This is a genomic window from Bacillus sp. EKM206B, from assembly GCF_011066015.1.
In the GTDB taxonomy this organism is placed as follows: domain Bacteria; phylum Bacillota; class Bacilli; order Bacillales; family Bacillaceae; genus Bacillus; species Bacillus velezensis.
Genome location: NZ_JAAMNL010000001.1, coordinates 77,479 through 102,269 on the forward strand (window position 1 = coordinate 77,479; position 24,791 = coordinate 102,269).

Genomic DNA, 24,791 nt, shown 5'->3' on the forward strand with positions numbered 1-24,791 from the left:
CTTTTTACAAAGCATCCCGTTTAGCAAAATGAATAGAGCCTAGAAATAATATAATTATCCCTAAGAAAAGGCTAATGCAAAGGTAAGATGAAAGATCTGGGTTATATCCTATACCTTCATACTGCAGAATGACTGTCGAAGATTGACTAGGATAAGCCAGCGGAAACCATCTCGTTGATTGAGCAGCTGCCAAAAACAAACCCATTATAGATGATATTGATCCTACAAGAATTGAGAATGCTTGGTTGCTAAACACCATAGATAACCATATCTGGAATGCCATTATAGGCAGTACTGTAACTAACATGCTGTAACTATCTCCAAACAAAAGTCCCCAAGGTACACTACCTTCGAATCCTACCAGTTTGCCTAGCAGTACCATGCCGAGCAAGAAGATTGTTGACGAAATAAATAAACTGACTACTAAGCAAATAAATTTACTTACATAAATTCGCATTCTAGATACGGGAAAAGAAAGGGTTTGCTTCCATCCGTTTGCTTGATGTTCTATATTTGCTATTATTGACGCAGAAAGTGTTGCGGCTAATGGAAAACCCAGACCAAATAACAAACTGTTATCATACAGTAAATACATCCACATTGATCCAGCATGGAACATTTCAGCTTGTTTTTCCACGTATTCAGATCGATAAGTAAGATTTACCAACTCATATGCTATAATGAGTAAGGGAACCAATAAGACTACAATCAATAACGACGAACGTTTCAGTTTTAATTGATCTGCCCATAATAACTTTTTCATAGACTTCCCTCTGTACCAGTTAATTCTAAAAAAATATCCTCAAGCGATCGTGTCTTTTCTTCAAGTCGAAATACAGACAGCCCTGAATGAATAAGTATGGAATTGATTTCTGAAACAAATTCCGGTTCTGTTTGAGATAGCCACAAATCATTTTTTTGTAAATCAACCTTTAATCCTTTCCTGTTTAGTATTGTTTTTGCTTCGATTACGTCACTAACACCGACTTTTAATAGTGGTTTTCGTTTTTGATGTAAACTTGCAATCGAGTCCTGGAAAATCATCCTTCCATTGTTGATAATCCCCACTTGAGTAGCCATTTGATCTATTTCACTCAATAAGTGGCTGGATACAATAACACTCATTCCCGATTTAGGCAATTCTTTAATTAGCTCTCTTATTTCTTGGATACCGGATGGATCTAAACCGTTTGTCGGTTCATCCAGAATTAATAAATCAGGACTGCTTAACAGGGCAACTGCAATTCCCAAACGCTGTTTCATTCCAAGGGAATACTCCTTAGTCAGTCGATTTGCTACTTTAGATAACCTTACAGTTTCCAATACTTCATTGACCCGTTGTTCCGGAAGTCCTCGTAACCTCCTAACAGCTTCTAAGTTTTCGTAACCTGTTAAATTACCATAATAAGTTGGAGATTCTACCAGTGACCCGATTCTTTGCAATATCTGCAAACGATTCTTGTTTAGGTTTTGGCCAAAGATTTCGATGTTTCCTTTTGTTGGTTTAACTAAACCTAATAACATTCGGATGGTTGTTGTTTTACCAGCACCATTCGGTCCAAGAAAACCATAAATTTCGCCGCGCCTAATCCTTAAGTTTAATCCATCAACTGAAGTATGCTTTTTATACTTTTTAGTTAGATCGTGTGTTACCACTATTTGATCATTCATTTGTCTCTCACCTCACTTTTATCATAAGCGATGTTCTTTAAACACAAACGAAACTCTTCCTAAACATTCACTTAACGACATCCCTGGTTTATTGACTGCATATAGTAAAATTGATTATTTGATAAGAATATTCTGAAATCTAAATAAAAGCTAAATTCTTTCCTTTTCTAACTCTTATGTATTCGATTTCATTTAAAATGAGAAAAAAAGGAGGGTAACTTATGACGTTAGAAGAGAACAAAATCCTCATGGTGGATGATGACGAACATATCTTAAACTTATTAATAACTTGCTTTGAAAAGGAAGGTTTCAGCAATATTTCCACAGCTATGACAGGGAGCGAAACCCTTCTGAAAATCGATCAGGAACTTCCAAATATTATTTTATTAGATGTCATGCTTCCGGACACTGATGGCTTCACCTTATGCAGCAAAATACGCTCGCATACAAATGTGCCGATACTCTTCTTAACGGCAAAAACAACAGATTTAGATAAATTGCAAGGGTTTAGTTTTGGGGGAGATGACTATATTACTAAACCATTTAATCCACTAGAAATTGTAGCTCGTGTAAAAGCCCAATTAAAGAGAATGACTCAACTCTCTTCTTCTTACCCTCTAAAACAGGTATACGATTATGAATATTTTAAAATAGATCCCAATACCGGCAGACTTGTTGTTAACGGGACAAGAATCGATTGCCCTGCTCAGGAAATGAAACTTCTGATTTATTTCTGTGAACATCCCAATCAAATTTTAAGTAAACACCAAATTTATAAAGATGTGTGGGGGGAGTTTTATGGCGGAGATAGTACTGTAATGGTACATGTAAGACGATTACGTGAAAAATTAGAAGAAGACCCGAGCAGACCAAGATGGATTAAAACGGTTCGAGGACAGGGCTATATATTTGAAGCAGAGCCTATAGATGAGGATTTATTTTGAAGCTGAGAAATAGGATAGCATTTTACTTCGTATCGAGACTTTTTTTACTCATGTTTATTTGGGGTCTGCTCATTGTGGGCAGTATCATATTTTTCAGCCTCGTCTTAGGTCAGAATAAAATGGAAACGTCGCACTTATCCTTAAAAAAAATTGTTGACCAAACAGTTGTTGCAGATAAACAATTTTCAATAAATACGAAAGCAAAAGAAGATTTATTAGAGAACCGAATGTGGATTCAAATTTTAGATGAACAAGGAGATGAGGTTTTTTCTTTTAATAAACCTAAAAATATACCTAAGCATTATATTCTTGGAGAGTTAATATCAGATTACATGTATCCTGCCAAAAAAGGTTATCAGTTATCTACGTGGTATGAAACGAAAAACAATCAGGATTTAACATGGGTATGGGGAAAACCGATGGAAAAAAATAACCCTTTTTTCTATTGGGTGAATAACTTGTGGATAGTTTCTATTATGATGGCAGGGATTGTAATTGCAATATTTTACGGAAAAAAACTAGGTGCTCCCCTGCTGTTTATTGTATCTTGGATTGAGAATTTGTCTAAAGAAAAATATGAAGAACCTTATGATTGGAAGTTTCATTCAAGCAAATATAGACATAATAAATCTGGATATAAGACCTATCAAGAATTAATGCAAGCTCTGTCTGAACTTACCTCAACGCTTCAAAGGAATAAGGCTGAGAGAGAGTTGTTGGAAAAAACAAGAGAAGAGTGGATGGCCGGTGTCTCACATGATTTAAAAAACCCTCTTTCGGTTATTAAGGGATATACGGTTCTTTTATCTTCAAATGAATATGAGTGGGAAAATCAGCAAGTGCGTGATTTTTCCTTAATAATGGAAGAACGTGTCGAATATATGGAAAAGCTGATTGAAGATTTCAACTTAACTTTTCAATTGAAAAATGAGTCGCTTCCAATCCATCTTGAAGAAAAAAACGTAGTGAAAGTAATTCATGACACTTTAGAAAAAATGAAGTTGCTACCGGAGTCAGAAAATAAGAGATTCGCTATAGAATCCAGTCACAATAAGATACTTTTTAATATGGATGAAAGGTACCTAAAGCGCGCAGTTGAAAACTTGATTGCTAATTGTATTAAACATAATCCTCCGGGCACTAAAATAAAGGTCATATTATATCATGACGTGTTACATGACAATCAAATACAAATTATAATAGAAGACGATGGGATAGGAATGGACGAAGAGACGGTTGAATGTTTATTTGATCGGTATTTCAGAGGGACAAGCGCTTCGTCAAATAACTCAGGGACTGGATTAGGAATGGCTATTGCTCAACAAATTATCAAGGCACATGGGGGAAATATTGATATATATAGTCAGCCGGGAATTGGCACAAGATTTAAAATTACCTTTCCGAGTCCGCCATCTAAGTATAACAATGTCAATTAGAAATAATCGATCTTACATTGAGAAAGGGAGAAGCGGGTCTTTTACAAAGGCCCGCTTTCTCATGTTGCAGAGAACCGATGAAAGCATTATGATGGGGGCATCAAATAATGAGGGCTCCAAAAAGCCGTATCCTTTTGGAGGATGGTTGCATGAATAAAATCATGATTGTGGAAGACAGTGAAGACATTCGCGGACTATTGCAGAATTACCTTGAAAAATACGGATATCAAACCGTGGCTGCTGCGGATTTCACGGCTGTTCTTGATGTTTTTTTGCGGGAAAAGCCTGATGTGGTGCTGCTTGATATCAATCTGCCGTCTTATGACGGCTATTATTGGTGCCGCCAGATCCGCCAGCATTCTACAAGCCCGATCATTTTCATCTCAGCCAGAAGCGGGGAAATGGATCAGGTAATGGCGATTGAAAACGGCGGAGATGATTATATCGAAAAACCGTTTTCCTACGATATTGTGCTGGCGAAAATCAAAAGCCAGATCCGGAGGGCGTACGGAGAGTACGCCGCCAAGCAGGGAGAGAAAGTGGTTGAATATGCCGGTGTGCAGCTCTTTGTGGAACGGTTTGAACTGCGCTTTCAGGAAGAAAAAAGCGAGCTTTCTAAAAAAGAAAGCAAGCTTTTGGAAGTGCTGCTGGAGCGGGGAGAAAAGGTGACGGGAAGAGACCGGCTCATGGAAAAAACGTGGGACACCGATATTTTCGTCGATGATAATACGCTTAACGTGTATATCACGCGGCTCAGAAAAAAACTGCGGGAGCTCAATGCGCCTGTTTCCATTGAATCGGTGCGGGGCGAAGGCTACCAGCTGAGGGCGCTGTCATGAAGCTGTTTCTCCGGTCTCATGCCGTGCTGATTCTGCTTTTTCTCCTTCAAGGGCTGTTTGTCTTCTTTTATTACTGGTTTGCGGGTCTTCATTCTTTTTCCCACCTGTTTTACATATTGGGCGTGCAGCTTCTTATTTTGGCGGGATATCTTGCCTATCGCTGGTACAAAGACCGCGGTGTGTATCATTGGCTCAGCTCGGAGCAGGAAGGGACGGACATCCCGTATCTCGGTTCTTCAGTGTTTTGTTCAGAGCTGTATGAAAAGCAGATGGAGCTGACCCGGATGCAGCACCAGAAGCTCCATGAGACCGAAGCCAAGCTTGACGCGCGGGTGACGTATATGAACCAATGGGTGCACCAAGTAAAAACGCCGCTGTCAGTCATTAATTTAATCATTCAGGAAGAGGATGAGCCCGTCTTTGAACAAATCAAAAAAGAGGTCCGGCAGATTGAATTCGGGCTGGAGACGCTTCTTTATTCTTCAAGGCTCGACCTGTTTGAGCGGGATTTTAAAGTTGAAGCGGTTTCCTTATCAGAGCTTCTCCAATCGGTCATTCAAAGCTATAAACGATTTTTTATTCAATACCGCGTCTATCCGAAAATGGATATTCGCGATGATCATCAGATTTACACCGATGCGAAATGGCTCAAATTTGCGATCGGCCAAGTGGTCACAAATGCGGTCAAGTATTCGGCAGGCAAGAGTGACAGACTTGAGCTGAATGTCTTCCGCGATGAAGACAGGACGGTGCTTGAAGTCAAAGATTACGGTGTCGGCATTCCCTCGCAAGATATCAAGCGGGTGTTTGACCCTTATTACACCGGCGAAAACGGACGGCGTTTCCAAGAATCTACGGGAATCGGCCTTCATCTCGTCAAAGAAATTACGGGCAAGCTCAATCATACGGTGGACATCAGCTCGTCCCCCGGTGAAGGGACATCGGTCCGATTTTCATTTCTTACAAAAATGTAAGACTGCGTTAAGAAAACAACATAGCTCGTTTTGTTTCCCCTTGATAACATGGATTTATGTCAAGGGGATTTTTATGTTAAATGCCCCGGCACTACATGAAAGCAGCCCAGACCAACAAGAATAAAACCATAAGGAGGATTTTCATGGCGAATATGCTTGAAGTCAAACATATAAATAAAACCTATAAAGGACAAGTGTCCTATCAAGCTTTAAAACAAATTTCGTTTTCAATAGAAGAAGGCGGGTTCACGGCGGTGATGGGACCGTCCGGCTCCGGAAAAACAACGCTTTTGAATATCATTTCAACGATCGACCGGCCGGATTCAGGCGATATCCTGATTCACGGAGAAAACCCGCACCGGCTGAAGCGGACAAAGCTCGCTCATTTCCGCCGCAAGCAGCTCGGATTTGTGTTTCAGGATTTCAACCTTCTGGACACACTGACGATCGGTGAAAATATCATGCTGCCGTTAACGCTTGAAAAAGAAGCGCCGTCTGTCATGGAAGAAAAACTGCACGGCATCGCGGCAAAGCTCGGAATCGAAGACCTGCTCAACAAACGGACGTTTGAAGTATCCGGCGGACAGCGCCAGCGGGCCGCCATCGCAAGAGCGGTCATTCATAAGCCGTCACTCATTCTGGCCGATGAACCGACGGGAAACCTTGATTCCAAAGCGTCAAAAGACGTCATGGAAACGATGCAGAGCCTGAACCAGGATGATCATGTCACGGCTTTGATGGTGACCCATGATCCGGTTGCGGCAAGCTACTGCCGCCGCGTCATCTTTATAAAAGACGGCGAACTGTTTAATGAGATTTACCGCGGGGAAAACCGCCAAGTCTTTTATGAGCAGATTCTTGATGTGCTGTCTATGCTGGGGGGAAACGCAAATGACCTTTCTTCAGTTCGCTTATAAAAACGTCACGAGAAACAAAAGGGCCTATCTTGCTTTCTTTTTAAGCAGCGCTTTTTCCGTTTTGATTTTCTTTACCTTTGCGATGTTCCTGTTTCATCCGGCACTAAAGGAAGGCTACCTGAATAACATCGCCAGAAAAGGCTTAACCGCCGCGGAATGGATGATCTTTGTTTTTTCTTTCTTATTTGTTCTGTATTCGGTTAACGCATTTTTGAAATCGAGAAATAAAGAATTCGGCATCCTGCTGATGCAGGGCATTACGCCGGTGCAGCTGAGAAAGCTCATTACGGCGGAAAACATGATCATCGGCGTCATGTCGATCGCAGCGGGGATTATCGGAGGCTTCATTTTTTCGAAAACGTTCTTTACGGTCGGCGCTTATATTTTAGAAATGGACGCGCTGCCTCTGTACATGCCTTGGAAAGCGCTCGGCATTACGGCCGGGGGATTTCTGCTCTTATTTTTCCTTTTATCGCAGTTCACGATCCTTTTTGTCAGATCAAATACGGTGATCAAATTAATAAAGGGCACTGACAAGATCAAGCCGGAGCCGAAGCCGTCCGTGCTTCTGTCTATATTCGGCATCGCCTGCCTGTGCGGCGGGTACGGCATGGTTTTAAAAGGCAATGTCCATGGGACTCAACCGTTTATCATTTTACTGCTTACCGTCATCGGCACGTATTTCTTTTTCAGCCAAAGCAGCATCTGGATTCTGCGCGCGCTGAAGAAGTGGAAAACCTTTTATCTGCGCGGGAAAAATGTCATTTGGGTTTCTGACCTTGTCTATCGATTAAAAGACAACGCCCGCCTGTTCTTTATCGTCAGCATTATTTCCGCGGTAGCGTTTACGGCGACGGGCGTGCTCGCGATGTACAAATCGACTGTCGGGGCGGAAGAGTCCGCTTATGAGATGGAGTATTTATCTTACAGCGGCAACCCAAAAGAACAGACTCATTTGAAAAAAATTGACCATGAACTGAAAACACACGGCTTTACGTATAAGAAAGACAAAATAAATGTTTCCTATGTCCGCTATCAGGAAGGAGAAACTGTTCCCCCTGTTTACATGATCAGCAAATCGGATGTGTCAACATACTTCCATGTCAAGCTGAACGGCCTGAAACATGATGAGGCTGTCTATTTCCCGGGCACGTATGACCGCAATTTCAAAAACGAAGCGCCGGATCAGCTGAAGCTGCTGAACCAAAAAGGCAAGCCGTCTGACCAAAAACTGACGGTAAAAGAAGTCGAAAAACCGCTGATTTCATTAAATGCCGTCATTGCGGTGAACGATCAAACCTTTGATCAGCTTAAATCACTCGGTGAAAAAGCGTCATTATACGGCTACAGCTATGATCATTGGAAAGACAGTCTTGGGATCAGCCAATCCTTGAAAAATGAGATTTACGGCAACTATATCGACGTGCATTCTGATTTTATGGCAAAAGCCGGGACGTACTATGATACGGTGCAGCTGCAGAGCCTGAGTTTATTTATCGGCCTGTTTATCGCAATTGTATTCTTTGTCGCGGCAGCAAGTTTCTTATATTTCAGGCTGTTCACTGATTTAGATGAGGACCGGGAGCGCTACCGTTCACTGGCTAAAATCGGCCTGAGTGAGCGTGAAATGGCACAAAGCGTGACGATACAATTGGCGATTCTCTTTTTCTTTCCTTTCGTCATTGCCGTCATGCATACGCTGTTTGCCTTGAGAACATTGGCCGTGGAAGGCTATTCCGATGTAGCGGGGCCGCTCAGTCTGACCATCGGAGGGTTTTTCATTTTTCAGCTTCTGTTCTTCCTCACAGTGCGGTCAAGCTATATGAAAAAAATGAACAAGTAAGGGGAGTGCACAGATGAAAAAAGCATTGGCAATCCTGGCCGTCTTGGCGGCCGCTGCCGTCATATTCGGACTTCTCTTTTTTCATAACGATGTTACAGACAGATTTAATCCGTTTATTCACCAGCAAGATGTCTATGTGCAGATTGATCGAGATGGCAAACATCTTAGCCCGGGCGGTACTGAGTATACATTAGACGGATACAACGCATCCGGGAAAAAAGAAGAAGTGACCTTTTACGCCGCGAAAGACCTTCGGAAGAACGCGTATTTGAAGGTGAAGGCGAAAGGAAAGTATGTCGAGACCTGGGAAGAAGTCAGGTTTGAAGATATGCCGGGCTCCGTACAGTCAAAATTAAAGTGAACAGGAAAAACGGCACAGTGTCATGACTGTGCCGTTTTTTTTATTTTTTATTTTCTTCAGCCCGTTTGATCAGCATGTCGGTGATGATATCCATCTGTTTGCTGACGGCAATCGGGTCATACGGATAGAAGGTGTTGAAATCGTTGATAAAGACACGATTGTTTTTTACGGCATCGAGATTTTTCCAAACGGATGAATCTTTCAGACGCTCAAATGTTTTGCTTTCTCCATTCGGATTGTAATCGGTAATGAACATATAATCAGCCGCATATTGAGGGATGACCTCTTGGGAAACCTGTTTCATGGCGCCCGTTTTCATGATGTCTGTTTCAATTTTGGCCGGCGCTTTCAATCCGAGCGCGTTATAAACGGCTTGGCCGCCACGGCCGGAATTGTCATTGAAAATCCAGATTTCGCCTTTATCCGTCGTTTCATAAAGGCCGACTGTCTCGTCTTTGCCGATCACGTTTTTGAGGCGCTTTTGATTCGCTTCGGCTTTTTTGTTGAAGTCTGCCATAAAGCTTTTGGCTTTATCCTTCGCCCCGGCAATGTCGCCGAATAGGCTGACCGTATCTTTCGTATTCTTTGCGGTGTTAAAAGGAATGACAATCGTCGGTGCGATTTTCGATAGTTTCTCGTATTGGTCATCCTTCATCAGCACAATTAAATCAGGCTTCAGCTGCATCACTTTCTCCACATTGACGGGATTGCCGATGTCTGTGATGTTTTTTAGCTGTTTTTTGATAAACGGATTTTTGAAAGCCCATGAGCCCGCCCCCACGACATTTGCGTCAACGGACAGCAGCTCACCTGCATAAAAGTCAGTGACGATCCGTTTCGGATGTGCGGGTATGTCAATATTTCCTTTTGTTGATTCATATGTACGCATGTCTGTCTTTCCTTTGCCTGATGCCGATCCGTTGTTTTCCTTCGCGCCGCTGCAAGCGCTTAATGCGAAAACAAGCAGAAGTGCCAGGCCGATCAGCCATGATTGTTTCTTCATAATGATCCCCCTATTTCGGTGATAATGATTATCATTATTAATATAGCAGGAAGACGTCATTCCGTCTATGTTTTTTATAGAAAACCTTCCTTGATTATCCATGTTATAGTAGTAAAGGAGGAATGAATGTTGATTACGAAAAGAGGGACTTGGTGGGAAGTGCTGCACAGCTGGTGGCTGCTGCTGACTTTTGCTCCGTTTGCGCTGACCGCTTTCTTGGCCTTTTTCTATATCGGCTACCGGGCTAAGAACAAAAAATGGCTGAAATACGGACTTATCTATTTTATTATTTTAGCAATTGCTTTTGTGCTGCCGAGCACGCCGGGCGTGTATATCGTGCTGCCTTTATGGGTCATCTCCATCATCCACGGGCTGAAAGTGCGGGCGGCTTATTTGATACAGCTTGATGTGTTTAAACAAAACGTCGAAGCAAGAGCGTTTGAAGCGGTAAGGCATGAGGCGGAAGCAAAATTCGGCGGAAAACCCGCTCATCGCATTGATCTGACAAAACAGAGATAAAAACAAATGACAAAGCCGGTATCTCGCGCTTTGTCATTTGCATGACCGGCCTATTGCTGGTATGAATGCTGCTGAAACGGTGTGTGATGCTGTGTTTGCGGGAATGAAGAAACATTAGCGTTTGCCATCGGTGCAGGCATGTGTCCGCTTACTTCCTGCTGAAGCTGATTGCACACATTCACGATTTGCTGGCATTTTTGAATGGCCGCTTCATGCCCCTGCAGCGCTTGCTGAATGGTATGAACGGCATGCTGTTCATGGTTAAGCATCTGCTGAAGCATTTGAATGTTTTGCTGTTCCTGCTGGAGCATTTGCTTGTACTGCTGACTGCTTTGCTGTGTCTGCTGAATAAGCTGCTGTGCTGTTTGGCGGCATTGCTGCAGCTGATTTCCGCTGTATTGGTTTTGATACATCATGAAAACCTCCTAGAGTGATTGATTTTACACATTTATCATGTGAAAGAATAGGAGAGGCATTCATGCAAGAAAAGGATTCAAATATTTACCTGTTATGTACAGAGCGGAATACAAGGCTCGGGATGGCCTGTCGAGCTTTGTATTCCGGCCCTTTTTCTCAGAAGCCGCCTTCTGTAGCGTGAAAAGGAATATTGAGTCTGTTTTCGACTGCGCGCAGGCGCTGATTCAAACGGTTTAAGCGGCGGGTATGGATTTCAATGGACTGGCTCAGCCGTCTGATCTGCTCATTCATACGCGTGATTTCCCGGTTTTGGCGCTGGTCTTCTTGTGAGAGGCGGGTGAGCTCTCTCGTTTGCTCGGCGTTTTGTCTTTCAAGCTGGGCGACTCTCCGTTCTAAACCTGTCGGCTGCCGCTCTTCGGACTGAGGGGGCGCATAATAATAGCTTTCCTGCTGCTGATACGGCTCATACTCAACGCGGTTCACTTCGTATTCCTGCTGCTGAGGGAAATAGGCAGGCGGGGTGTAGTACTGATATGGGTTCATTCATCATTCTCCTTATCTAGTGAAGTCTTTATACACTATGTAGTCAATTGCACAGTGCCACGGCATCCGCCTAAGTTACAGGCGTAAAAAAGCTTCAAAGGAAGGTGATCATGTTGCGGAACATACGGATTTTCATCATGACGGTTCTTGTTTTCGGATGCGTCATGATAACAGGCTGCTCGCAAAAGAAAGCAGACGATACCCCTTTTTATTACGGGACATGGGATGCAGGGCTGAAGCCGGGCCCGATGGACGGGGTCAGATCTGAAACCGTCACGTTTACGAAAGACAGCGTGCTGACAAAGCAGGTCATTCAAGGCCGCGGTGAGGTTGCCATGCCCTCAGATGTGTACAAGGTGATCTCTCAGAACACGGACGGGACGATCGAGATTGAATACCTCGGACATCCGCACCCCGTCAAAAGCACGTTGAAAAGAGGAAAAAACGATACGCTCATTTGGAAGATATACGGAGAAACAAAAACAATGACAAGAATAAAAACCGGCGGGGAGGATGCACATGAGAAATAAGGCTGCCGACAGACTCGTTTTGACGGGTGTCATCGTACATATCATTCAATGGTTTTCACTGTTATGGTTATTTTTTATGCTTTTTGATCAGTTCGGGCGTTTTACCATTTACAATCCCAATGTCGTAAACGGAAGCATGCAGTCTTTTTCATTCTTTGATATGATGCGCGCTCTTCTGTTTTCCGGCACGCTGCGGAATACGCTCCTGCTGTTTCTGTTTGCGGCGCTGCTCATTTACTTGTGGGTGAACGCTCTGTTTATCCTGCTGGAAATCGTTTCTTATATCATGATCAGGCGGAACAGCCGTTCATTATGGGCATACTTTCCCGCAGCGATGGGAATAAAGCTTGCCCTTCTGGACATAGCGGCCATCCCTTTCTTTGCGGCGGGGCTGATGCTCTTGAAGCAGAAAACAGATGACGGCGGCGAACAAGCTGACAAGGGGAAAAGACGGCCCCGCATCCGGAGGCAGGCCCGGTTTACGAAGAGAAGGCGGAGAAACTTGTCCGTTTGATTTTTCATTGAAACGAAAAAACGATATGATGAAAGCATAAGAAGAAAAGGATACAAAGGAGATGCAGGATGTACAAGTTAATCGCAATAGATATGGACGGAACACTACTAAACGATCATCATGAAGTGACGGCTGAAGTCCGCGGGGCGCTTGATGCCGCCAAAGCGGAAGGGGTCAATATCGTCCTGTGCACGGGCCGGCCGATCGGCGGCGTGCGTCGGTATTTGGAAGAGCTGAACTTACAGGAAGAAGGCGACTTTGTGATTGCCTATAACGGCGCACTCGTCCAAAATACGTATACAAACGGTGTCGTGGCCGAGCAGTCATTAGGTTATGAGGATTTGAAGTCGCTTTACGAGCTGAGCTTACAGCTGGATACTCCGATGCATTACTTTGACACAGCCAATCTGTACACGCCGAACCGGGATATCAGTGAATACACGGTATACGAATCATACATTACGAAAGTGCCGCTTCATTTCCGCACGATCGATGAAGTGCCGAAGGATATTCTGATTCCGAAAGTCATGTTCATTGACGATCCGGACAAGCTGGAGAAAGCGATCGCTTCCATTCCGGAATCATTCAAGGAAACATACACAATGGTCAAAAGCGCGCCATTCTTCCATGAGATTCTTCACCCGAAAGTCAGTAAAGGAAACGCAGTCAAGCTGCTGGCCGAAAAACTCGGCATTGAACAGAAAGACGTCATGGCAATCGGCGATAACGGCAACGACATGTCCATGATTCAGTGGGCCGGCTGCGGTGTGGCAATGGCCAATGCCATCCCGGAGGTAAGGGAGATTGCTGATTTTGAAACGAAATCAAATAACGAACACGGCGTGGCACATGCGATTCAGGAGCTTGTGCTGAAAAAATAGGCACCCCATCAGAGGGTGCTTTTTTACCGCGTGTTTTGGTGATATGATAAGCGGAGAGGGGAGGCGCGACATGGATCGTGAAAAACAGCAGCTCAGCATAGAAGCGGCAAAACTATATTATCAATCAGATTACAGCCAGCAGCAGATCGCCGAACGGCTTGATCTGTCACGCCCCACCGTTTCAAGGCTGCTTCAGTACGCAAAGGAAAAAGGGTATGTTCAAATTCGCGTCATGGACCCGTTTGAGGACCTGGACGAACTCGGCGCGAAGCTGGAAGAAAAATACGGGCTGCTTGAGGCGCACGTCGTCTTTTCTCCAAGCGACGATTACCAGGCCATTACACATTACTTAAGCCGCTATGGCGCAGACTATATGCATAAAACCGTAAAGGACGGCGATATACTCGGCGTAAGCTGGGGGACGACGATGTACCAGATCGCAAGCCGCATGGAGCCGAAGCAGGTAAAGAGCGTTGAAGTCGTGCAGCTGAAAGGCGGCATCAGTCATTCCAATGTCAATACGTACTCGTCAGAAACGATTCAGCTGTTCGCCGAAGCATTTCAGACCATGCCGAGGTATTTGCCGCTGCCGGTTATATTTGACAGCGCCGATGTGAAACAGATGGTCGAGCGGGACAGACATATTAAGCGGATCATTGAAATGGGCAGACAAGCCAATATCGCCCTGTTTACGGTCGGAACCGTCCGGGATGAGGCGCTGCTTTTCAGACTCGGCTATTTCCGGGAAGAAGAGAAACAATTGCTGAAAGCACGCGGAGTCGGCGATATTTGTTCGCGCTTTTTTGACGAGGAAGGCAGGATTTGCAGCAGCAGCATTAACGGCAGGACGATCGGAGTCGAGCTCAGCGACTTGAAAATGAAAGAACGTTCGATTCTGGTGGCGGGCGGCAGCAGAAAATGCAAGGCCATTCACGGTGCCCTGAAAGGAAAGTACGCCAACGTTTTGATTACCGATCAGCATACGGCCAAAAAACTCATTCAAGAATTGTGACAATTCATGAACATAATTTCAATTACCAATTTACATATGTTCAAAATTCGGTTATTCTAAACGTATCCTAGGAAAAAGGAAGTGCATACAATGTCAATTGCAAGTCAAATAGACCATACTGCTTTGAAACCGCATACACAAAAAGCGGATATTTTACAACTGATAAAAGAAGCAAAAGAATATAAATTCGCTTCCGTTTGTGTAAACCCGACTTGGGTCAAACTCGCAGCGGAGGAACTGAAAGGCACTGGAGTTGACGTTTGCACCGTTATCGGATTTCCTCTCGGCGCAACGACATCGGAAACAAAAGCATTTGAAACGAAGGATGCCATCTCAAAAGGGGCAACTGAGGTTGACATGGTCATCAATATCGGCGCATTAAAAGACGGCGATGATGAAGCGGTTGAAGCTGATATCCGCGCGGTAGTTGAAGCAGCTGATAAAAAAGCGCTCGTCAAAGTGATCATCGAAACATGCCTTTTAACAGATGAAGAAAAAGAGCGCGCGTGCCGCTTGGCGGTATCCGCAGGCGCAGATTTCGTCAAAACGTCTACCGGTTTTTCTACAGGCGGGGCAACGGCTGAAGATATCGCTCTCATGAGAAAAACAGTCGGACCGGACATCGGGGTCAAAGCATCAGGCGGCATCAGAACAAAAGCTGATGTTGACAGCATGATCGCTGCGGGCGCGAGCCGGATCGGCGCAAGTGCGGGCGTCTCTATCGTGAGCGGCGGGGACAGCGGCAGCAGCGACTATTAATCAGCAGTGCGGAAGCTGAAAGCTTCCGCCATCCTCTTTCTTTGTTGATGCATAAAAAATTGTAAGCGAATACAAATAAAAGGAGAACACATATGAAGTATCTCATCGGAATTATCGGAATCATTGTGTTTTTAGGTCTTGCCTGGCTTGCCAGCAACGGCAAAAAAAGAATCAGAATCCGGCCGATCGCCGTCATGCTCGTGCTGCAGCTGATTCTCGGTTATATTCTCCTCAACACCGGTATCGGGAATTTTCTTGTCGGCGGTTTTGCAAAAGGATTTAACTACTTGCTGGAATATGCATCAGAAGGGATTAACTTTGTATTCGGCGGGCTTGTGAATGCGAAACAGACGACGTTCTTCATGAGCGTGCTTCTGCCGATCGTCTTTATATCCGCTTTAATCGGAATTCTGCAGCATTGGAAGGTCCTTCCCTTCATCACGAAGTATATCGGTCTTGCGTTAAGCAAGGTGAACGAAATGGGGAAAATCGAATCTTACAACGCTGTTGCATCCGCGATTTTAGGGCAATCAGAAGTCTTTATCAGTTTGAAAAAACAGCTCGGTTATCTTACTGAACAGCGCTTATATACGCTTTGCGCGTCCGCAATGTCGACGGTCTCAATGTCGATCGTCGGTTCTTACATGATGATGCTGAAGCCTGAATACGTCGTGACGGCGCTTGTGCTGAACTTATTCGGCGGATTTATCATCGCTTCTATCATTAACCCGTACACCGTCAGCAAAGAAGAGGATTTGATCGTCGTTCCTGAAGAAGAAAAGCAATCCTTTTTTGAAGTGCTCGGTGAGTATATAATGGATGGATTCAGAGTCGCCGTCGTCGTAGCGGCGATGCTGATCGGATTTGTCGCACTCATTGCCCTGGTCAACGGCGTTTTTAACGCGGTCTTCGGCATTACATTTCAGGCGCTGCTCGGATATGTATTCGCGCCGTTTGCGTTTTTAACCGGTATTCCGTGGAATGAAGCGGTGAGCGCCGGAAGCATTATGGCGACGAAAATGGTATCGAATGAATTTGTGGCGATGCAGACACTCTCATCCGGCGATTTCCATTTCAGTGCGCATACACAGGCAGTGGTATCTGTATTCCTTGTCTCATTCGCGAATTTCTCCTCTATCGGAATCATTACCGGTGCGGTGAAAGGGCTGCATGAAAAACAAGGAAACGTCGTCGCGCGGTTCGGGCTGAAGCTGCTGTACGGCGCAACACTCGTCAGCTTCTTGACAGCGGCGATCGTCGGATTGATTCACTGAACATAAATGAAGGACAGGTGATAGATCATGAGAATGGTAGATCTTATTGTAAAAAAACAAAATGGAAAAGAACTGACAACAGAAGAAATTGAATTTTTCGTAAAAGGATACACGGACGGAAGCATCCCTGATTATCAGGCAAGCGCACTGGCTATGGCGATTTACTTTCAGGATATGACAGATCAGGAGCGCGCAGATCTGACAATGGCGATGGTGAATTCAGGGGAAACGATTGATCTCTCCGCCATTGAAGGCATTAAGGTCGACAAGCACTCTACGGGCGGGGTCGGCGACACGACAACTCTCGTACTCGCACCGCTTGTCGCGGCGCTCGGCGTTCCCGTCGCTAAAATGTCCGGCCGCGGTCTTGGCCATACGGGGGGAACCATTGATAAGCTGGAAGCGATCGAAGGCTTCCACGTGGAATTATCAAAAGATGAATTCATCAAGCTTGTGAATCGCGACAAGGTAGCCGTCATCGGACAAAGCGGCAATTTGACGCCTGCCGATAAAAAGCTGTATGCGCTGCGTGATGTAACGGGTACGGTGAACTCCATCCCGCTGATCGCAAGCTCAATTATGAGTAAAAAAATCGCCGCCGGAGCAGATGCCATCGTGCTTGACGTCAAAACGGGAGCCGGTGCGTTTATGAAAACGGATGAAGACGCCGTGAACCTCGCCAAAGCAATGGTCCGCATCGGAAACAACGTCGGCCGCCAGACGATGGCCGTGATTTCTGACATGTCGCAGCCGCTCGGTTTTGCGATCGGGAATGCCCTGGAAGTACAAGAAGCCATTGATACGTTAAGAGGGGAAGGGCCTGAAGACTTAAACGAACTCGTCCTCACGCTCGGCAGCCAAATGGTCGTATTGGCGAAAAAAGCTGAGACATTGGAAGAAGCGAGAACGAAGCTTCAGGAAGTCATGAAAAACGGCAAAGCGCTTGAAAAGTTCAAAGAGTTCCTGAGCAATCAGGGAGGAGACGCTTCTGTTGTTGACGATCCGTCCAAACTTCCGCAGGCGGCGTACAAAATTGACGTTCCGGCGAAAGAAGCGGGTGTCGTTTCAGAAATCGTCGCCGACGAAATCGGCGTCGCAGCGATGCTGTTGGGCGCGGGACGTGCGACAAAAGAGGACGAAATCGACCTTGCTGTCGGCATTATGCTCCGCAAAAAAGTCGGTGACAACGTCGAAAAAGGCGAGCCGCTCGTCACCCTTTACGCCAACCGCGAAAATGTTGAAGACGTGACCGCCAAAGTCTATGACAACATCCGCATCTCAGAAAAAGCGGAAGCGCCGAAACTGATTCATACGCTGATTACGGAATAAGAGAAGAAAGGCACATACCTCATCAGTATGTGCCTTTTTTTATGGCATGGTTTTATCCAAATGAATGTCACGGACGGATTGTTTCGGCTGTTTCTTTCTCAAAAAACGAATGAGATAGCACAGGATCATACAAGGAATTCCGCAGAAGAGGGCGATTCTTTGATTGGGATCAAATGCAAGGCCTACGCATGAAGCGAAACATAAGATCACAGCGGCGATCGGAACGAGAGGGTATAACGGTGTGCGGAAGGTCAGATCCGAGACGCGTCCGCCGTTTTTCACATAATGTTTTCGAAATAACAGCTGAGACAGGGCGATGCTCATCCATACCACGACGCCGGCAAATCCGGCTATTGCCACAAGCACCACGTAGACCGTGCCCGGGGCGGCGATGCTTGAGATCAAGGATATGCAGGAAACGGCCATGCTGGCGAGCAGGGCATTCAGCGGAATGCCTTTCGGCGTGACTTTTTTGAACCGGGCGCTGATCATGTTTTCATTCGCAAGGGACCACAGCATCCGGGTGGAAGCATACAGTCCGGAGTTGGCGACCGAAAGCAAAGCCGTTAAAATCACGAAGTTCATGATATCTGCGGCGTATGGGATACCGATTTGGGAAAAGACCGCGACAAACGGACTTTCAATCACACCGGCTTCCTTCCAGGAGATCAGTCCGGACAGCACAAAAATGGCGCCGATAAAAAAGATGACCGTTCTCCAGGCGACATTTCGGATCGAACGTGGAATATCTTTTGCCGGATTGGCGGTTTCACCCGCGGTGATTCCGATCAGCTCCGTCCCTGAAAAGGCGAAGCTTACGGAAATCATCGCGATGAAAACCGCAAGAAAGCCGTTCGGAAACAGCCCGCCGTGTGAGGTGAAATTCGACAGCATCGGAGCTTCACCCGAACCGTGCAATGAAATCAAACCGAACATCGCGGCGCCGCCTAAGATGATAAATAAAAGGATGGTGACGATTTTGACGCTGGAAAACCAAAACTCTGTTTCTGCAAACAATTTAACGGAGAATGCATTGGCGGCAAAAAGGAGAGCCGCGAAAATCGCGCTCCACATCCAGACGCTGCTGTGGGGAAACCAGCGCTGCATGAGGATACCGGAAGCTGTAAACTCCGATCCTACCGTCACCACCCAATTCACCCAATACATGATACCGACCATAAAACCCGTGGACGGCCCGATAAACGTTGTCGCATACGTTTGAAATGAACCGGTCACAGGCATGGCTACTGACAATTCTCCGAGACACTGCATGACAAGATACATCATCAAGCCCCCGATCAGGTAAGCGGCGATCGTCCCGCCCGGCCCGGCCTGGCTCAATGTATACCCTGTGCTCAAAAACAGCCCCGTGCCGATGACCCCTCCCAATGAAATCATAAATAAGTGCCTGCTTTTCATCGTGCGCTTGAGTTGATTGCCGCCTTGATCAACATCCATCGTGATCTCCCCCTTTTTGCGTGGCGTGAGAATCTTCCGGCAGCCGAGAGCACGCGTGCCGGATTTGACTTTAACGTGACAATTTAAATCCCTTTAATGCATGTAAAATGACGTGTGCGGCTGCCCGGCTTGTCATATCGCGAAAATCAAGTGTCGGATCAACCTCAACGATCTCAATACCCGAGATGTCAGCCTCACTGGCTAAAAACCGGACCGCCTGAAGCAGTTCTTCGGTATACAGGCCTCCGGGGCCGATCGCGGGGCAGCCGGGCGCATGAGCTTGATCCAGCACATCCATATCAACCGAAATAAAGATGGCGTCGGCTCTTTTTTGAACGGCCGGCAAGACATCTTGTATCGTTCGGAGGAGCCCTTTCTCCCGGATCATCTCCATTGTATGCACGTCTGCCTGCCGCTCTTTTACATATTGTTCATATGCCAAGCTGTTGCTGAACTCCCTGATTCCAAGCTGAATCAGGTTTTGTCCGCTTATGATATTTTCATCTAACAGCCGGCGGAATGGCGTGCCGTTTGTCGGTCCTCCGTCTTCTGTGTTGCGGACGTCGTGGTGGGCGTCGAATTGAAAGACGGCTGTTGTTCCTTTCGTTTCCGCAATGGCTTTAATGGTGGAATAACTAATGGAGTTGTCGCCGCCGAGAATGACGGGCACCCAGTCAGGTTGGTCCGTCAGAATGTCATGAATGGTCCGATAAATGTGTTCGTGAGATGTGACGACATCCGTGACGTGAATCTGAATATCGCCGATATCGTACAGATGGTCAATGACATGCTCCCGCAGCTCCGCGGAATAAGCGGAAATCCCGCCGAGCGCCTGGCGGATCGCACCGGGTGCAAAGCAGGCGCCGGAATGGCTGATTGACGACTTAGAAAGCGGAACGCCGATCAAAGCCGGCCCTTTGATCGGTTGTCCCGCCCACGCTTCCGTCACATCGCCGATCCTTGTCACATGGCGGTCGTTGAAGAGGGAGCCGGCTTTTTGCAGAAACGGATACTTATCCAAGAGCGGCTCCCTCCCTTGAAACGACCGTCTTTCCGTTCTTGATGACACGGCGGACATGATTGACGCCGTAATGATACGGGATATACATGTAATTCGGCGCTTCCCAAATGACAATGTCAGCCGCCCGTCCGGCTTTAATTTGTCCGGCCTCTTCGCCTTTTCCGATCGCATACGCGGCATTAACGGTGACAGCGTGCCAGATTTCTTCCGCGGTCATTTTTAAATGAAGCGCGGCAATCGACATAATGAGCTGGAGATTTTCCGTCGGTGAGCTGCCCGGGTTGAAGTCAGTCGCCAAACTGACCCGTACGCCCGCATCAATCATCTCCCGGGCTCTCGCATAAGTGTGTTTGCCGAGATAGAAAGTCGTGCCCGGCAGCAGGACGGCGATCGTTCCGGACGCCGCTAGCTTTTCGATGCCTTCGTTAGACGCCCCCACCAAATGATCGGCAGAAACAGCATGCAGTTCTGCCGCCAATTCCGCGCCGCCGAGCGGGTCAATCTCATCAGCATGGATTTTCAGGCCGAAACCAGCTTCAGACGCCTTTTTCAGGTAGTTCCGTGACTGGCTGACCGTAAAAACGCCTGTTTCTGTGAAAATATCGGCAAATTGCGCGAGGCCTTTTTCTTTTATTTCAGGCAAAAGCTGCAGCATGCGATTCAGAAATTCGTCAGGGCTGTTCCGGTACTCAGGCGGAATGGCGTGTGCCCCCATAAAAGTTGTGACAAGGTCGACCGGCTGGCGTTCGCCCAGTTTTTTGGCCGCAGTCAGCTGTTTCAGCTCCGTGTCTTTGTCGAGTCCGTACCCGCTTTTTACTTCCGCGGTCGTGATGCCGTATGACAGCATGCGTCCGAGGTGAAAAAGCCCTTTTTCAATCAGTTCTTCTTCGGAAGCGGCTTTCGTGTCTTTGACCGTTGACAAAATACCGCCGCCTTGCGCCAGAATATCCAAATAGGACATGCCCTGAATTTTTAAATTCAGTTCTTTTTCCCGGGACCCTCCGAATACAAGATGGGTATGGGGATCGACGAGGCCGGGGGTGACGAGCCGTCCCCCGCAGTCGATGATGTCTCTTGCCTCGTATCCTTCCTCCGCTCCTTGATGTCCGGCAAAAACAATGCGCCCGTCGTGAATGCCGATGACGGCATCTTCCGTGACACGAAGATCCTGCATGCTTCCGCCTGATCGGGGGCCGCCGGATTCCATCGTCAGCAGCTGGCCGATGTTGGTGAGTATGGTATCTATTTGTTTCGGCATGTTACCGCTCCTTTTTCATCGGTATCATAATGTCTTGTTCCTCGGCGACTTGAGCCGCTTTTTCATAACCTGCGTCCGCATGGCGGATGATGCCCATTCCCGGATCGCTTGTCAGAACGCGGGAAAGCCGTTGTTCCGCAAGGATGCTGCCGTCAGCGACCGCGACCATTCCCGCGTGAAGGGAATACCCCATGCCGACGCCCCCGCCGTGGTGAAAAGAAACCCAGCTTGCGCCTGAGGCCGTGTTGATCAGCGCGTTCAGCACCGCCCAATCGCCGACCGCGTCGCTTCCGTCTTTCATCGCTTCTGTTTCCCGATTCGGAGAGGCGACAGATCCGCAGTCTAAATGGTCTCTTCCGATGACAATCGGGGCTTTCAGCTCGCCGTTTCTGACCAATTCATTGATGGCGAGCCCCATCTTTTCCCGTTCACCGTAGCCGAGCCAGCAAATACGGGACGGCAGGCCTTGGAACGTGACTTTTTTCTGCGCCATGTCAATCCAGCGGTGAAGGGCTTGATTTTCTGGAAACAGCTCTTTTAATAAAGCGTCCGTGCGGTATATATCTTCAGGGTCACCGGACAGCGCAGCCCAGCGGAACGGCCCTTTTCCTTCACAAAATAAAGGCCGGATGTAGGCGGGAACGAATCCCGGAAAATCAAAAGCATCGGCGAGACCCTCATCTTTGGCAGCCTGGCGGATGTTGTTGCCGTAATCAAAGACGACGGCACCTTTTTTCTTGAAGGCGAGCATGGCTTCCACATGCTTTTTCATACTCTGCTTGGAAAGCCTTACGTATAAATCAGGCTGATCCCGGCGCAGGCGGTCGGCCTCCTCAAGTGAGTATCCTGCCGGAATATAGCCGATCAGCGGGTCGTGAGCGGAAGTCTGATCGGTCACGATGTCAATATGGACACCGCGGTTCAAAAGCTCATGATGCACCTCTGCCGCATTGCCGAGAAGGCCGATCGATAAAGGTTCTCCGGCTTGTCTGGCTGTTTCGGCCCAGCGCAGCGCTTCGTCAATTGATGCGGTTTTCCGGTCGCAATAGTTTGTTTCTATCCGTTTATCAATCCGTGTTTCATCCGCTTCAACGGCGATGACGACGCCATCATTCATCGTGACGGACAGCGGCTGGGCGCCTCCCATTCCGCCAAGTCCGGCCGTCAGCGTAAGGGTTCCTTTCAGACTGCCGCCGAAATGCTGTCTCGCAAGCTCCGCAAAGGTTTCATAGGTGCCTTGCAAAATACCTTGTGAACCGATATAAATCCAGCTGCCGGCGGTCATTTGCCCGTACATCATCAGTCCTTTTTTCTCAAGGTCATGGAAATGCTCCCAATCCGCCCATTTCGGCACGAGGACCGAATTAGCCAGCAGGACGCGGGGCGCGCGGCTGTGCGTGCGGAACAGTCCGACCGGTTTTCCGGATTGGATCAGCAGTGTTTCATCATCTTTTAACGTTTTGAGGGAGCGCTCAATTGTGTGAAAAGCTTCCCAGTTTCGCGCGGCCTTGCCTATGCCGCCGTATACGATCAGATCCTCCGGCTTTTCGGCAACCTCCGGGTCAAGGTTGTTTCGGAGCATGCGGAGCACGGCTTCCTGCTCCCATCCTAAGCATTCAAGTTCGGTGCCGCGGCCGGCGCGGATTGATTTCTTTACATCAGTCATCTTGTAAGTCCCCCTTCATTGGTCATCAGTTTTTGGTGATGCTCATTCGGCAGAAAAGACTCCTTCTTCAGCCAGTCACTCAGATGCTCGATGTCATAAGAAAACACGCGGTCTTCTTGTATGGACGGCACGATGTTTCTCATTTCGTGATAGAGCTGTTTTGTGTACGAGGCGCAATGTTCCGCACCCCGGTACTCCACGGCCTGCAGCGCGCAAATGGCTTCAACGGCAAGCACCCGTCTCGTATTCGCAATGATCTGGTAGGCGTGCCTTGAGGCGATGGTTCCCATGCTGACGTGATCCTCCTGGTTTGCCGATGAAGGAATGGAATCGACACTGGCGGGATGGGCCAGGGTTTTATTTTCTGACACGAGGGAGGCCGCCGCATATTGCATGATCATTGCTCCGGATTGTAAGCCGGGCTGAGGGCTCAGAAAGGGCGGCAGGTCATTCAGCTGCGGATTCACAAGCCGTTCGATCCGGCGCTCAGAAATATTCGCAAGCTCGGCCGCCGCCACTTTGAGAAAATCCATGGCAAAGGCGATCGGCTGTCCGTGAAAGTTTCCGCCTGAGATGATTTTGGCGCCGTCTTCGAAAATGAGCGGGTTATCTGTCGCGGCATTCATCTCAATTTCTAATTTTTCTTTTACATACGCTAATGTCTGCCATGATGCGCCGTGGACTTGAGGAATACAGCGGATCGAATAGGCGTCCTGGACACGCAGCTCCCCTTGGACGGTCGTCAGCTTGCTGTCTGACAAGTAATAGCGGATTCGCTCTGCGACATCCATCTGTTCCTGATAACCGCGGGCGGCATGAATGTCCTCGTCAAACGCATCGATAATGCCCTGAAGGCCTTCGATCGTTAAGCTCGCAATCCGTTCCGACTGATAGGCCAGCTTTTCGGCCTCGAGGTAAGCGATCAGTCCCATCGCGGTCATGGCCTGCGTTCCGTTGATCAGCGCGAGTCCTTCCTTAGAGGTCAGGACGGCCGGCTGAAGGTTTGTCTGTTCTAAAGCATGAGCTGTCGGCATCCGGGCCCCTTCGTAAAAGACTTCGCCTTGACCGATAAGCGCCAGTGCGAGATGAGAAAGCGGCGCCAAATCCCCGCTCGCCCCCAGTGACCCTTGCTGCGGGATGACCGGGTGAATTCGTTGATTGAGATACGCGAGCAGTTGATCAATCAGCTCAGTCCGCACGCCGGAAAAGCCTTTCAGCAGGGCATTGGCGCGCAAAAGCAGCATGGCCCGCGATACAGATTCCGGAAATGGATCACCGACGCCGCACGCGTGAGAAAGAATCAGATTCAGCTGCAGATCCGCAGCGTCTTCTTTTTGAATCAGCACATCGCTGAACTTGCCGAATCCCGTCGTAATCCCGTAAATGGTCTTCTCTTCTTGAACGATCCGTTCAACCGCCGCCCTGCTTTTTTTCACACGTTCCATGCTTTCGGCAGATGCTTGAACCTCTTCAAAATCAAACAGCACACGCTGGGCATCTGCGGTTGTCAGTGAGGAACCGTCTAACGTTACCATCATTTCAACCCCTTTTTCTTTACTTTGGTAAAGCGCCCATACAAAAAGGAGCTATGCCATGAAAATGATGTTTCATGCATAGCCCCC

Annotated in this window: 25 protein-coding genes; 15 read left to right on the forward strand and 10 right to left on the reverse strand. The window is 47.3% G+C overall.

Annotation, left to right across the window (positions count from 1 at the left end):
• Positions 1–4 precede the first annotated feature (4 nt).
• Positions 5–763: an ABC transporter permease gene (locus G9F50_RS00355; RefSeq protein ID WP_012118838.1), complete on the reverse strand. Its 759-nt coding sequence runs from the start codon at positions 761–763 to the stop codon at positions 5–7.
• Entirely contained in the window at positions 760–1,671 is a 912-nt protein-coding gene (locus tag G9F50_RS00360; RefSeq protein WP_053573892.1) for an ABC transporter ATP-binding protein, read from the reverse strand. Before G9F50_RS00360 ends, G9F50_RS00355 begins: the two co-directional genes overlap by 4 nt.
• A 221-nt stretch (positions 1,672–1,892) precedes the next feature.
• On the opposite strand from G9F50_RS00360, the gene G9F50_RS00365 reads away from it, so the two are divergent.
• From G9F50_RS00365 to G9F50_RS00395, 7 genes are all read left to right on the forward strand, one after another.
• A complete protein-coding gene (locus tag G9F50_RS00365; protein WP_012118836.1) occupies positions 1,893–2,615 on the forward strand; it encodes a response regulator transcription factor in 723 nt (240 codons plus the stop codon).
• Positions 2,612–4,051 carry a sensor histidine kinase gene (locus G9F50_RS00370; RefSeq protein ID WP_165406475.1) on the forward strand — a complete coding sequence of 480 codons (1,440 nt, stop codon included), beginning with the start codon at positions 2,612–2,614 and terminating at the stop codon, positions 4,049–4,051. Before G9F50_RS00365 ends, G9F50_RS00370 begins: the two co-directional genes overlap by 4 nt.
• Positions 4,052–4,200: 149 nt before the next feature.
• Positions 4,201–4,890 carry a two-component system response regulator YxdJ gene (gene yxdJ, locus G9F50_RS00375; protein ID WP_043020878.1) on the forward strand — a complete coding sequence of 230 codons (690 nt, stop codon included), beginning with the start codon at positions 4,201–4,203 and terminating at the stop codon, positions 4,888–4,890.
• The gene (gene yxdK, locus G9F50_RS00380) at positions 4,887–5,864 is read left to right on the forward strand and encodes a two-component system sensor histidine kinase YxdK (RefSeq protein ID WP_015418563.1); all 978 of its coding nucleotides are present in this window, start codon (positions 4,887–4,889) and stop codon (positions 5,862–5,864) included. Before yxdJ ends, yxdK begins: the two co-directional genes overlap by 4 nt.
• 143 nt (positions 5,865–6,007) lie before the next feature.
• Positions 6,008–6,781 (forward strand): ABC transporter ATP-binding protein YxdL, encoded by a 774-nt coding sequence (yxdL, locus tag G9F50_RS00385; RefSeq protein ID WP_015240899.1) that lies wholly within the window; start codon positions 6,008–6,010, stop codon positions 6,779–6,781.
• A complete protein-coding gene (gene yxdM / locus G9F50_RS00390) occupies positions 6,756–8,624 on the forward strand; it encodes an ABC transporter permease YxdM (protein WP_165417685.1) in 1,869 nt (622 codons plus the stop codon). The genes yxdL and yxdM overlap by 26 nt, the downstream gene beginning before the upstream one ends.
• Positions 8,625–8,637: 13 nt before the next feature.
• Complete coding sequence (locus G9F50_RS00395; protein WP_060562329.1) at positions 8,638–8,985, forward strand: YxeA family protein; 348 nt, start codon at positions 8,638–8,640, stop codon at positions 8,983–8,985.
• Between the two features lie 40 nt (positions 8,986–9,025).
• Here G9F50_RS00395 and G9F50_RS00400 read toward each other — a convergent pair whose 3' ends face one another.
• Positions 9,026–9,988 carry an iron-hydroxamate ABC transporter substrate-binding protein gene (locus tag G9F50_RS00400; protein WP_060562330.1) on the reverse strand — a complete coding sequence of 321 codons (963 nt, stop codon included), beginning with the start codon at positions 9,986–9,988 and terminating at the stop codon, positions 9,026–9,028.
• 126 nt (positions 9,989–10,114) lie between these two features.
• On the opposite strand from G9F50_RS00400, the gene G9F50_RS00405 reads away from it, so the two are divergent.
• Positions 10,115–10,507, forward strand: a complete 393-nt coding sequence (locus G9F50_RS00405) for a hypothetical protein (RefSeq protein ID WP_007407824.1) — start codon at positions 10,115–10,117, stop codon at positions 10,505–10,507.
• Positions 10,508–10,557: 50 nt separating this feature from the next.
• On the opposite strand, the gene G9F50_RS00410 is transcribed toward G9F50_RS00405, so the two are convergent.
• Positions 10,558–10,920, reverse strand: coding sequence for a hypothetical protein (locus tag G9F50_RS00410; protein ID WP_007407823.1), 363 nt, complete (start codon positions 10,918–10,920; stop codon positions 10,558–10,560).
• Positions 10,921–11,080: 160 nt separating this feature from the next.
• Positions 11,081–11,467 carry a hypothetical protein gene (locus G9F50_RS00415; RefSeq protein WP_007407822.1) on the reverse strand — a complete coding sequence of 129 codons (387 nt, stop codon included), beginning with the start codon at positions 11,465–11,467 and terminating at the stop codon, positions 11,081–11,083.
• Positions 11,468–11,577: 110 nt separating this feature from the next.
• Here G9F50_RS00415 and G9F50_RS00420 point away from each other — a divergent pair, with 110 nt between their 5' ends.
• The 7 genes from G9F50_RS00420 to G9F50_RS00450 all read left to right on the forward strand — a co-directional run bounded on the left by G9F50_RS00420 (position 11,578) and on the right by G9F50_RS00450 (position 17,766).
• A complete protein-coding gene (locus G9F50_RS00420) occupies positions 11,578–11,997 on the forward strand; it encodes a lipocalin family protein (RefSeq protein WP_053573898.1) in 420 nt (139 codons plus the stop codon).
• Positions 11,987–12,511: a hypothetical protein gene (locus tag G9F50_RS00425; protein WP_043020881.1), complete on the forward strand. Its 525-nt coding sequence runs from the start codon at positions 11,987–11,989 to the stop codon at positions 12,509–12,511. The genes G9F50_RS00420 and G9F50_RS00425 overlap by 11 nt, the downstream gene beginning before the upstream one ends.
• Before the next feature lie 68 nt (positions 12,512–12,579).
• The gene (yidA, locus tag G9F50_RS00430; RefSeq protein WP_015240895.1) at positions 12,580–13,392 is read left to right on the forward strand and encodes a sugar-phosphatase; all 813 of its coding nucleotides are present in this window, start codon (positions 12,580–12,582) and stop codon (positions 13,390–13,392) included.
• Between the two features lie 70 nt (positions 13,393–13,462).
• Positions 13,463–14,404, forward strand: coding sequence for a DNA-binding transcriptional repressor DeoR (locus G9F50_RS00435; protein WP_007407818.1), 942 nt, complete (start codon positions 13,463–13,465; stop codon positions 14,402–14,404).
• A gap of 90 nt (positions 14,405–14,494) precedes the next feature.
• Positions 14,495–15,163, forward strand: coding sequence for a deoxyribose-phosphate aldolase (deoC, locus tag G9F50_RS00440; protein ID WP_004393277.1), 669 nt, complete (start codon positions 14,495–14,497; stop codon positions 15,161–15,163).
• Positions 15,164–15,255: 92 nt separating this feature from the next.
• Positions 15,256–16,437 carry a NupC/NupG family nucleoside CNT transporter gene (locus G9F50_RS00445; RefSeq protein ID WP_165406476.1) on the forward strand — a complete coding sequence of 394 codons (1,182 nt, stop codon included), beginning with the start codon at positions 15,256–15,258 and terminating at the stop codon, positions 16,435–16,437.
• A gap of 27 nt (positions 16,438–16,464) precedes the next feature.
• On the forward strand, positions 16,465–17,766 hold the full coding sequence (locus tag G9F50_RS00450) for a pyrimidine-nucleoside phosphorylase (RefSeq protein WP_060562331.1): 1,302 nt from the start codon (positions 16,465–16,467) through the stop codon (positions 17,764–17,766).
• Positions 17,767–17,805: 39 nt separating this feature from the next.
• Here G9F50_RS00450 and G9F50_RS00455 read toward each other — a convergent pair whose 3' ends face one another.
• The 5 genes from G9F50_RS00455 to hutH all read right to left on the reverse strand — a co-directional run bounded on the left by G9F50_RS00455 (position 17,806) and on the right by hutH (position 24,704).
• A complete protein-coding gene (locus G9F50_RS00455; protein ID WP_007407815.1) occupies positions 17,806–19,224 on the reverse strand; it encodes an amino acid permease in 1,419 nt (472 codons plus the stop codon).
• Positions 19,225–19,294: 70 nt separating this feature from the next.
• Complete coding sequence (gene hutG / locus G9F50_RS00460) at positions 19,295–20,245, reverse strand: formimidoylglutamase (protein WP_060562332.1); 951 nt, start codon at positions 20,243–20,245, stop codon at positions 19,295–19,297.
• Complete coding sequence (gene hutI, locus G9F50_RS00465; protein ID WP_060562333.1) at positions 20,238–21,503, reverse strand: imidazolonepropionase; 1,266 nt, start codon at positions 21,501–21,503, stop codon at positions 20,238–20,240. Before hutI ends, hutG begins: the two co-directional genes overlap by 8 nt.
• A gap of 1 nt (position 21,504) precedes the next feature.
• Entirely contained in the window at positions 21,505–23,169 is a 1,665-nt protein-coding gene (gene hutU / locus G9F50_RS00470) for a urocanate hydratase (protein WP_060562334.1), read from the reverse strand.
• On the reverse strand, positions 23,166–24,704 hold the full coding sequence (hutH, locus tag G9F50_RS00475; RefSeq protein ID WP_060562335.1) for a histidine ammonia-lyase: 1,539 nt from the start codon (positions 24,702–24,704) through the stop codon (positions 23,166–23,168). The genes hutU and hutH overlap by 4 nt, the downstream gene beginning before the upstream one ends.
• Positions 24,705–24,791: the final 87 nt, after the last annotated feature.

Excerpts from the sequence above, each read along its gene's own strand:
- G9F50_RS00355 (WP_012118838.1), bottom strand. The coding sequence starts at position 763 with ATGAAAAAGTTATTATGGGCAGATCAATTAAAACTGAAACGTTCGTCG.
- G9F50_RS00360 (WP_053573892.1), bottom strand. The coding sequence starts at position 1,671 with ATGAATGATCAAATAGTGGTAACACACGATCTAACTAAAAAGTATAAA.
- G9F50_RS00365 (WP_012118836.1), top strand. The coding sequence starts at position 1,893 with ATGACGTTAGAAGAGAACAAAATCCTCATGGTGGATGATGACGAACAT.
- yxdJ (WP_043020878.1), top strand. The coding sequence starts at position 4,201 with ATGAATAAAATCATGATTGTGGAAGACAGTGAAGACATTCGCGGACTA.
- yxdK (WP_015418563.1), top strand. The coding sequence starts at position 4,887 with ATGAAGCTGTTTCTCCGGTCTCATGCCGTGCTGATTCTGCTTTTTCTC.
- yxdL (WP_015240899.1), top strand. The coding sequence starts at position 6,008 with ATGGCGAATATGCTTGAAGTCAAACATATAAATAAAACCTATAAAGGA.
- yxdM (WP_165417685.1), top strand. The coding sequence starts at position 6,756 with ATGACCTTTCTTCAGTTCGCTTATAAAAACGTCACGAGAAACAAAAGG.
- G9F50_RS00395 (WP_060562329.1), top strand. The coding sequence starts at position 8,638 with ATGAAAAAAGCATTGGCAATCCTGGCCGTCTTGGCGGCCGCTGCCGTC.
- G9F50_RS00400 (WP_060562330.1), bottom strand. The coding sequence starts at position 9,988 with ATGAAGAAACAATCATGGCTGATCGGCCTGGCACTTCTGCTTGTTTTC.
- G9F50_RS00405 (WP_007407824.1), top strand. The coding sequence starts at position 10,115 with ATGTTGATTACGAAAAGAGGGACTTGGTGGGAAGTGCTGCACAGCTGG.
- G9F50_RS00410 (WP_007407823.1), bottom strand. The coding sequence starts at position 10,920 with ATGTATCAAAACCAATACAGCGGAAATCAGCTGCAGCAATGCCGCCAA.
- G9F50_RS00415 (WP_007407822.1), bottom strand. The coding sequence starts at position 11,467 with ATGAACCCATATCAGTACTACACCCCGCCTGCCTATTTCCCTCAGCAG.
- G9F50_RS00420 (WP_053573898.1), top strand. The coding sequence starts at position 11,578 with ATGTTGCGGAACATACGGATTTTCATCATGACGGTTCTTGTTTTCGGA.
- G9F50_RS00425 (WP_043020881.1), top strand. The coding sequence starts at position 11,987 with ATGAGAAATAAGGCTGCCGACAGACTCGTTTTGACGGGTGTCATCGTA.
- yidA (WP_015240895.1), top strand. The coding sequence starts at position 12,580 with ATGTACAAGTTAATCGCAATAGATATGGACGGAACACTACTAAACGAT.
- G9F50_RS00435 (WP_007407818.1), top strand. The coding sequence starts at position 13,463 with ATGGATCGTGAAAAACAGCAGCTCAGCATAGAAGCGGCAAAACTATAT.
- deoC (WP_004393277.1), top strand. The coding sequence starts at position 14,495 with ATGTCAATTGCAAGTCAAATAGACCATACTGCTTTGAAACCGCATACA.
- G9F50_RS00445 (WP_165406476.1), top strand. The coding sequence starts at position 15,256 with ATGAAGTATCTCATCGGAATTATCGGAATCATTGTGTTTTTAGGTCTT.
- G9F50_RS00450 (WP_060562331.1), top strand. The coding sequence starts at position 16,465 with ATGAGAATGGTAGATCTTATTGTAAAAAAACAAAATGGAAAAGAACTG.
- G9F50_RS00455 (WP_007407815.1), bottom strand. The coding sequence starts at position 19,224 with ATGGATGTTGATCAAGGCGGCAATCAACTCAAGCGCACGATGAAAAGC.
- hutI (WP_060562333.1), bottom strand. The coding sequence starts at position 21,503 with ATGCCGAAACAAATAGATACCATACTCACCAACATCGGCCAGCTGCTG.
- hutU (WP_060562334.1), bottom strand. The coding sequence starts at position 23,169 with ATGACTGATGTAAAGAAATCAATCCGCGCCGGCCGCGGCACCGAACTT.
- hutH (WP_060562335.1), bottom strand. The coding sequence starts at position 24,704 with ATGGTAACGTTAGACGGTTCCTCACTGACAACCGCAGATGCCCAGCGT.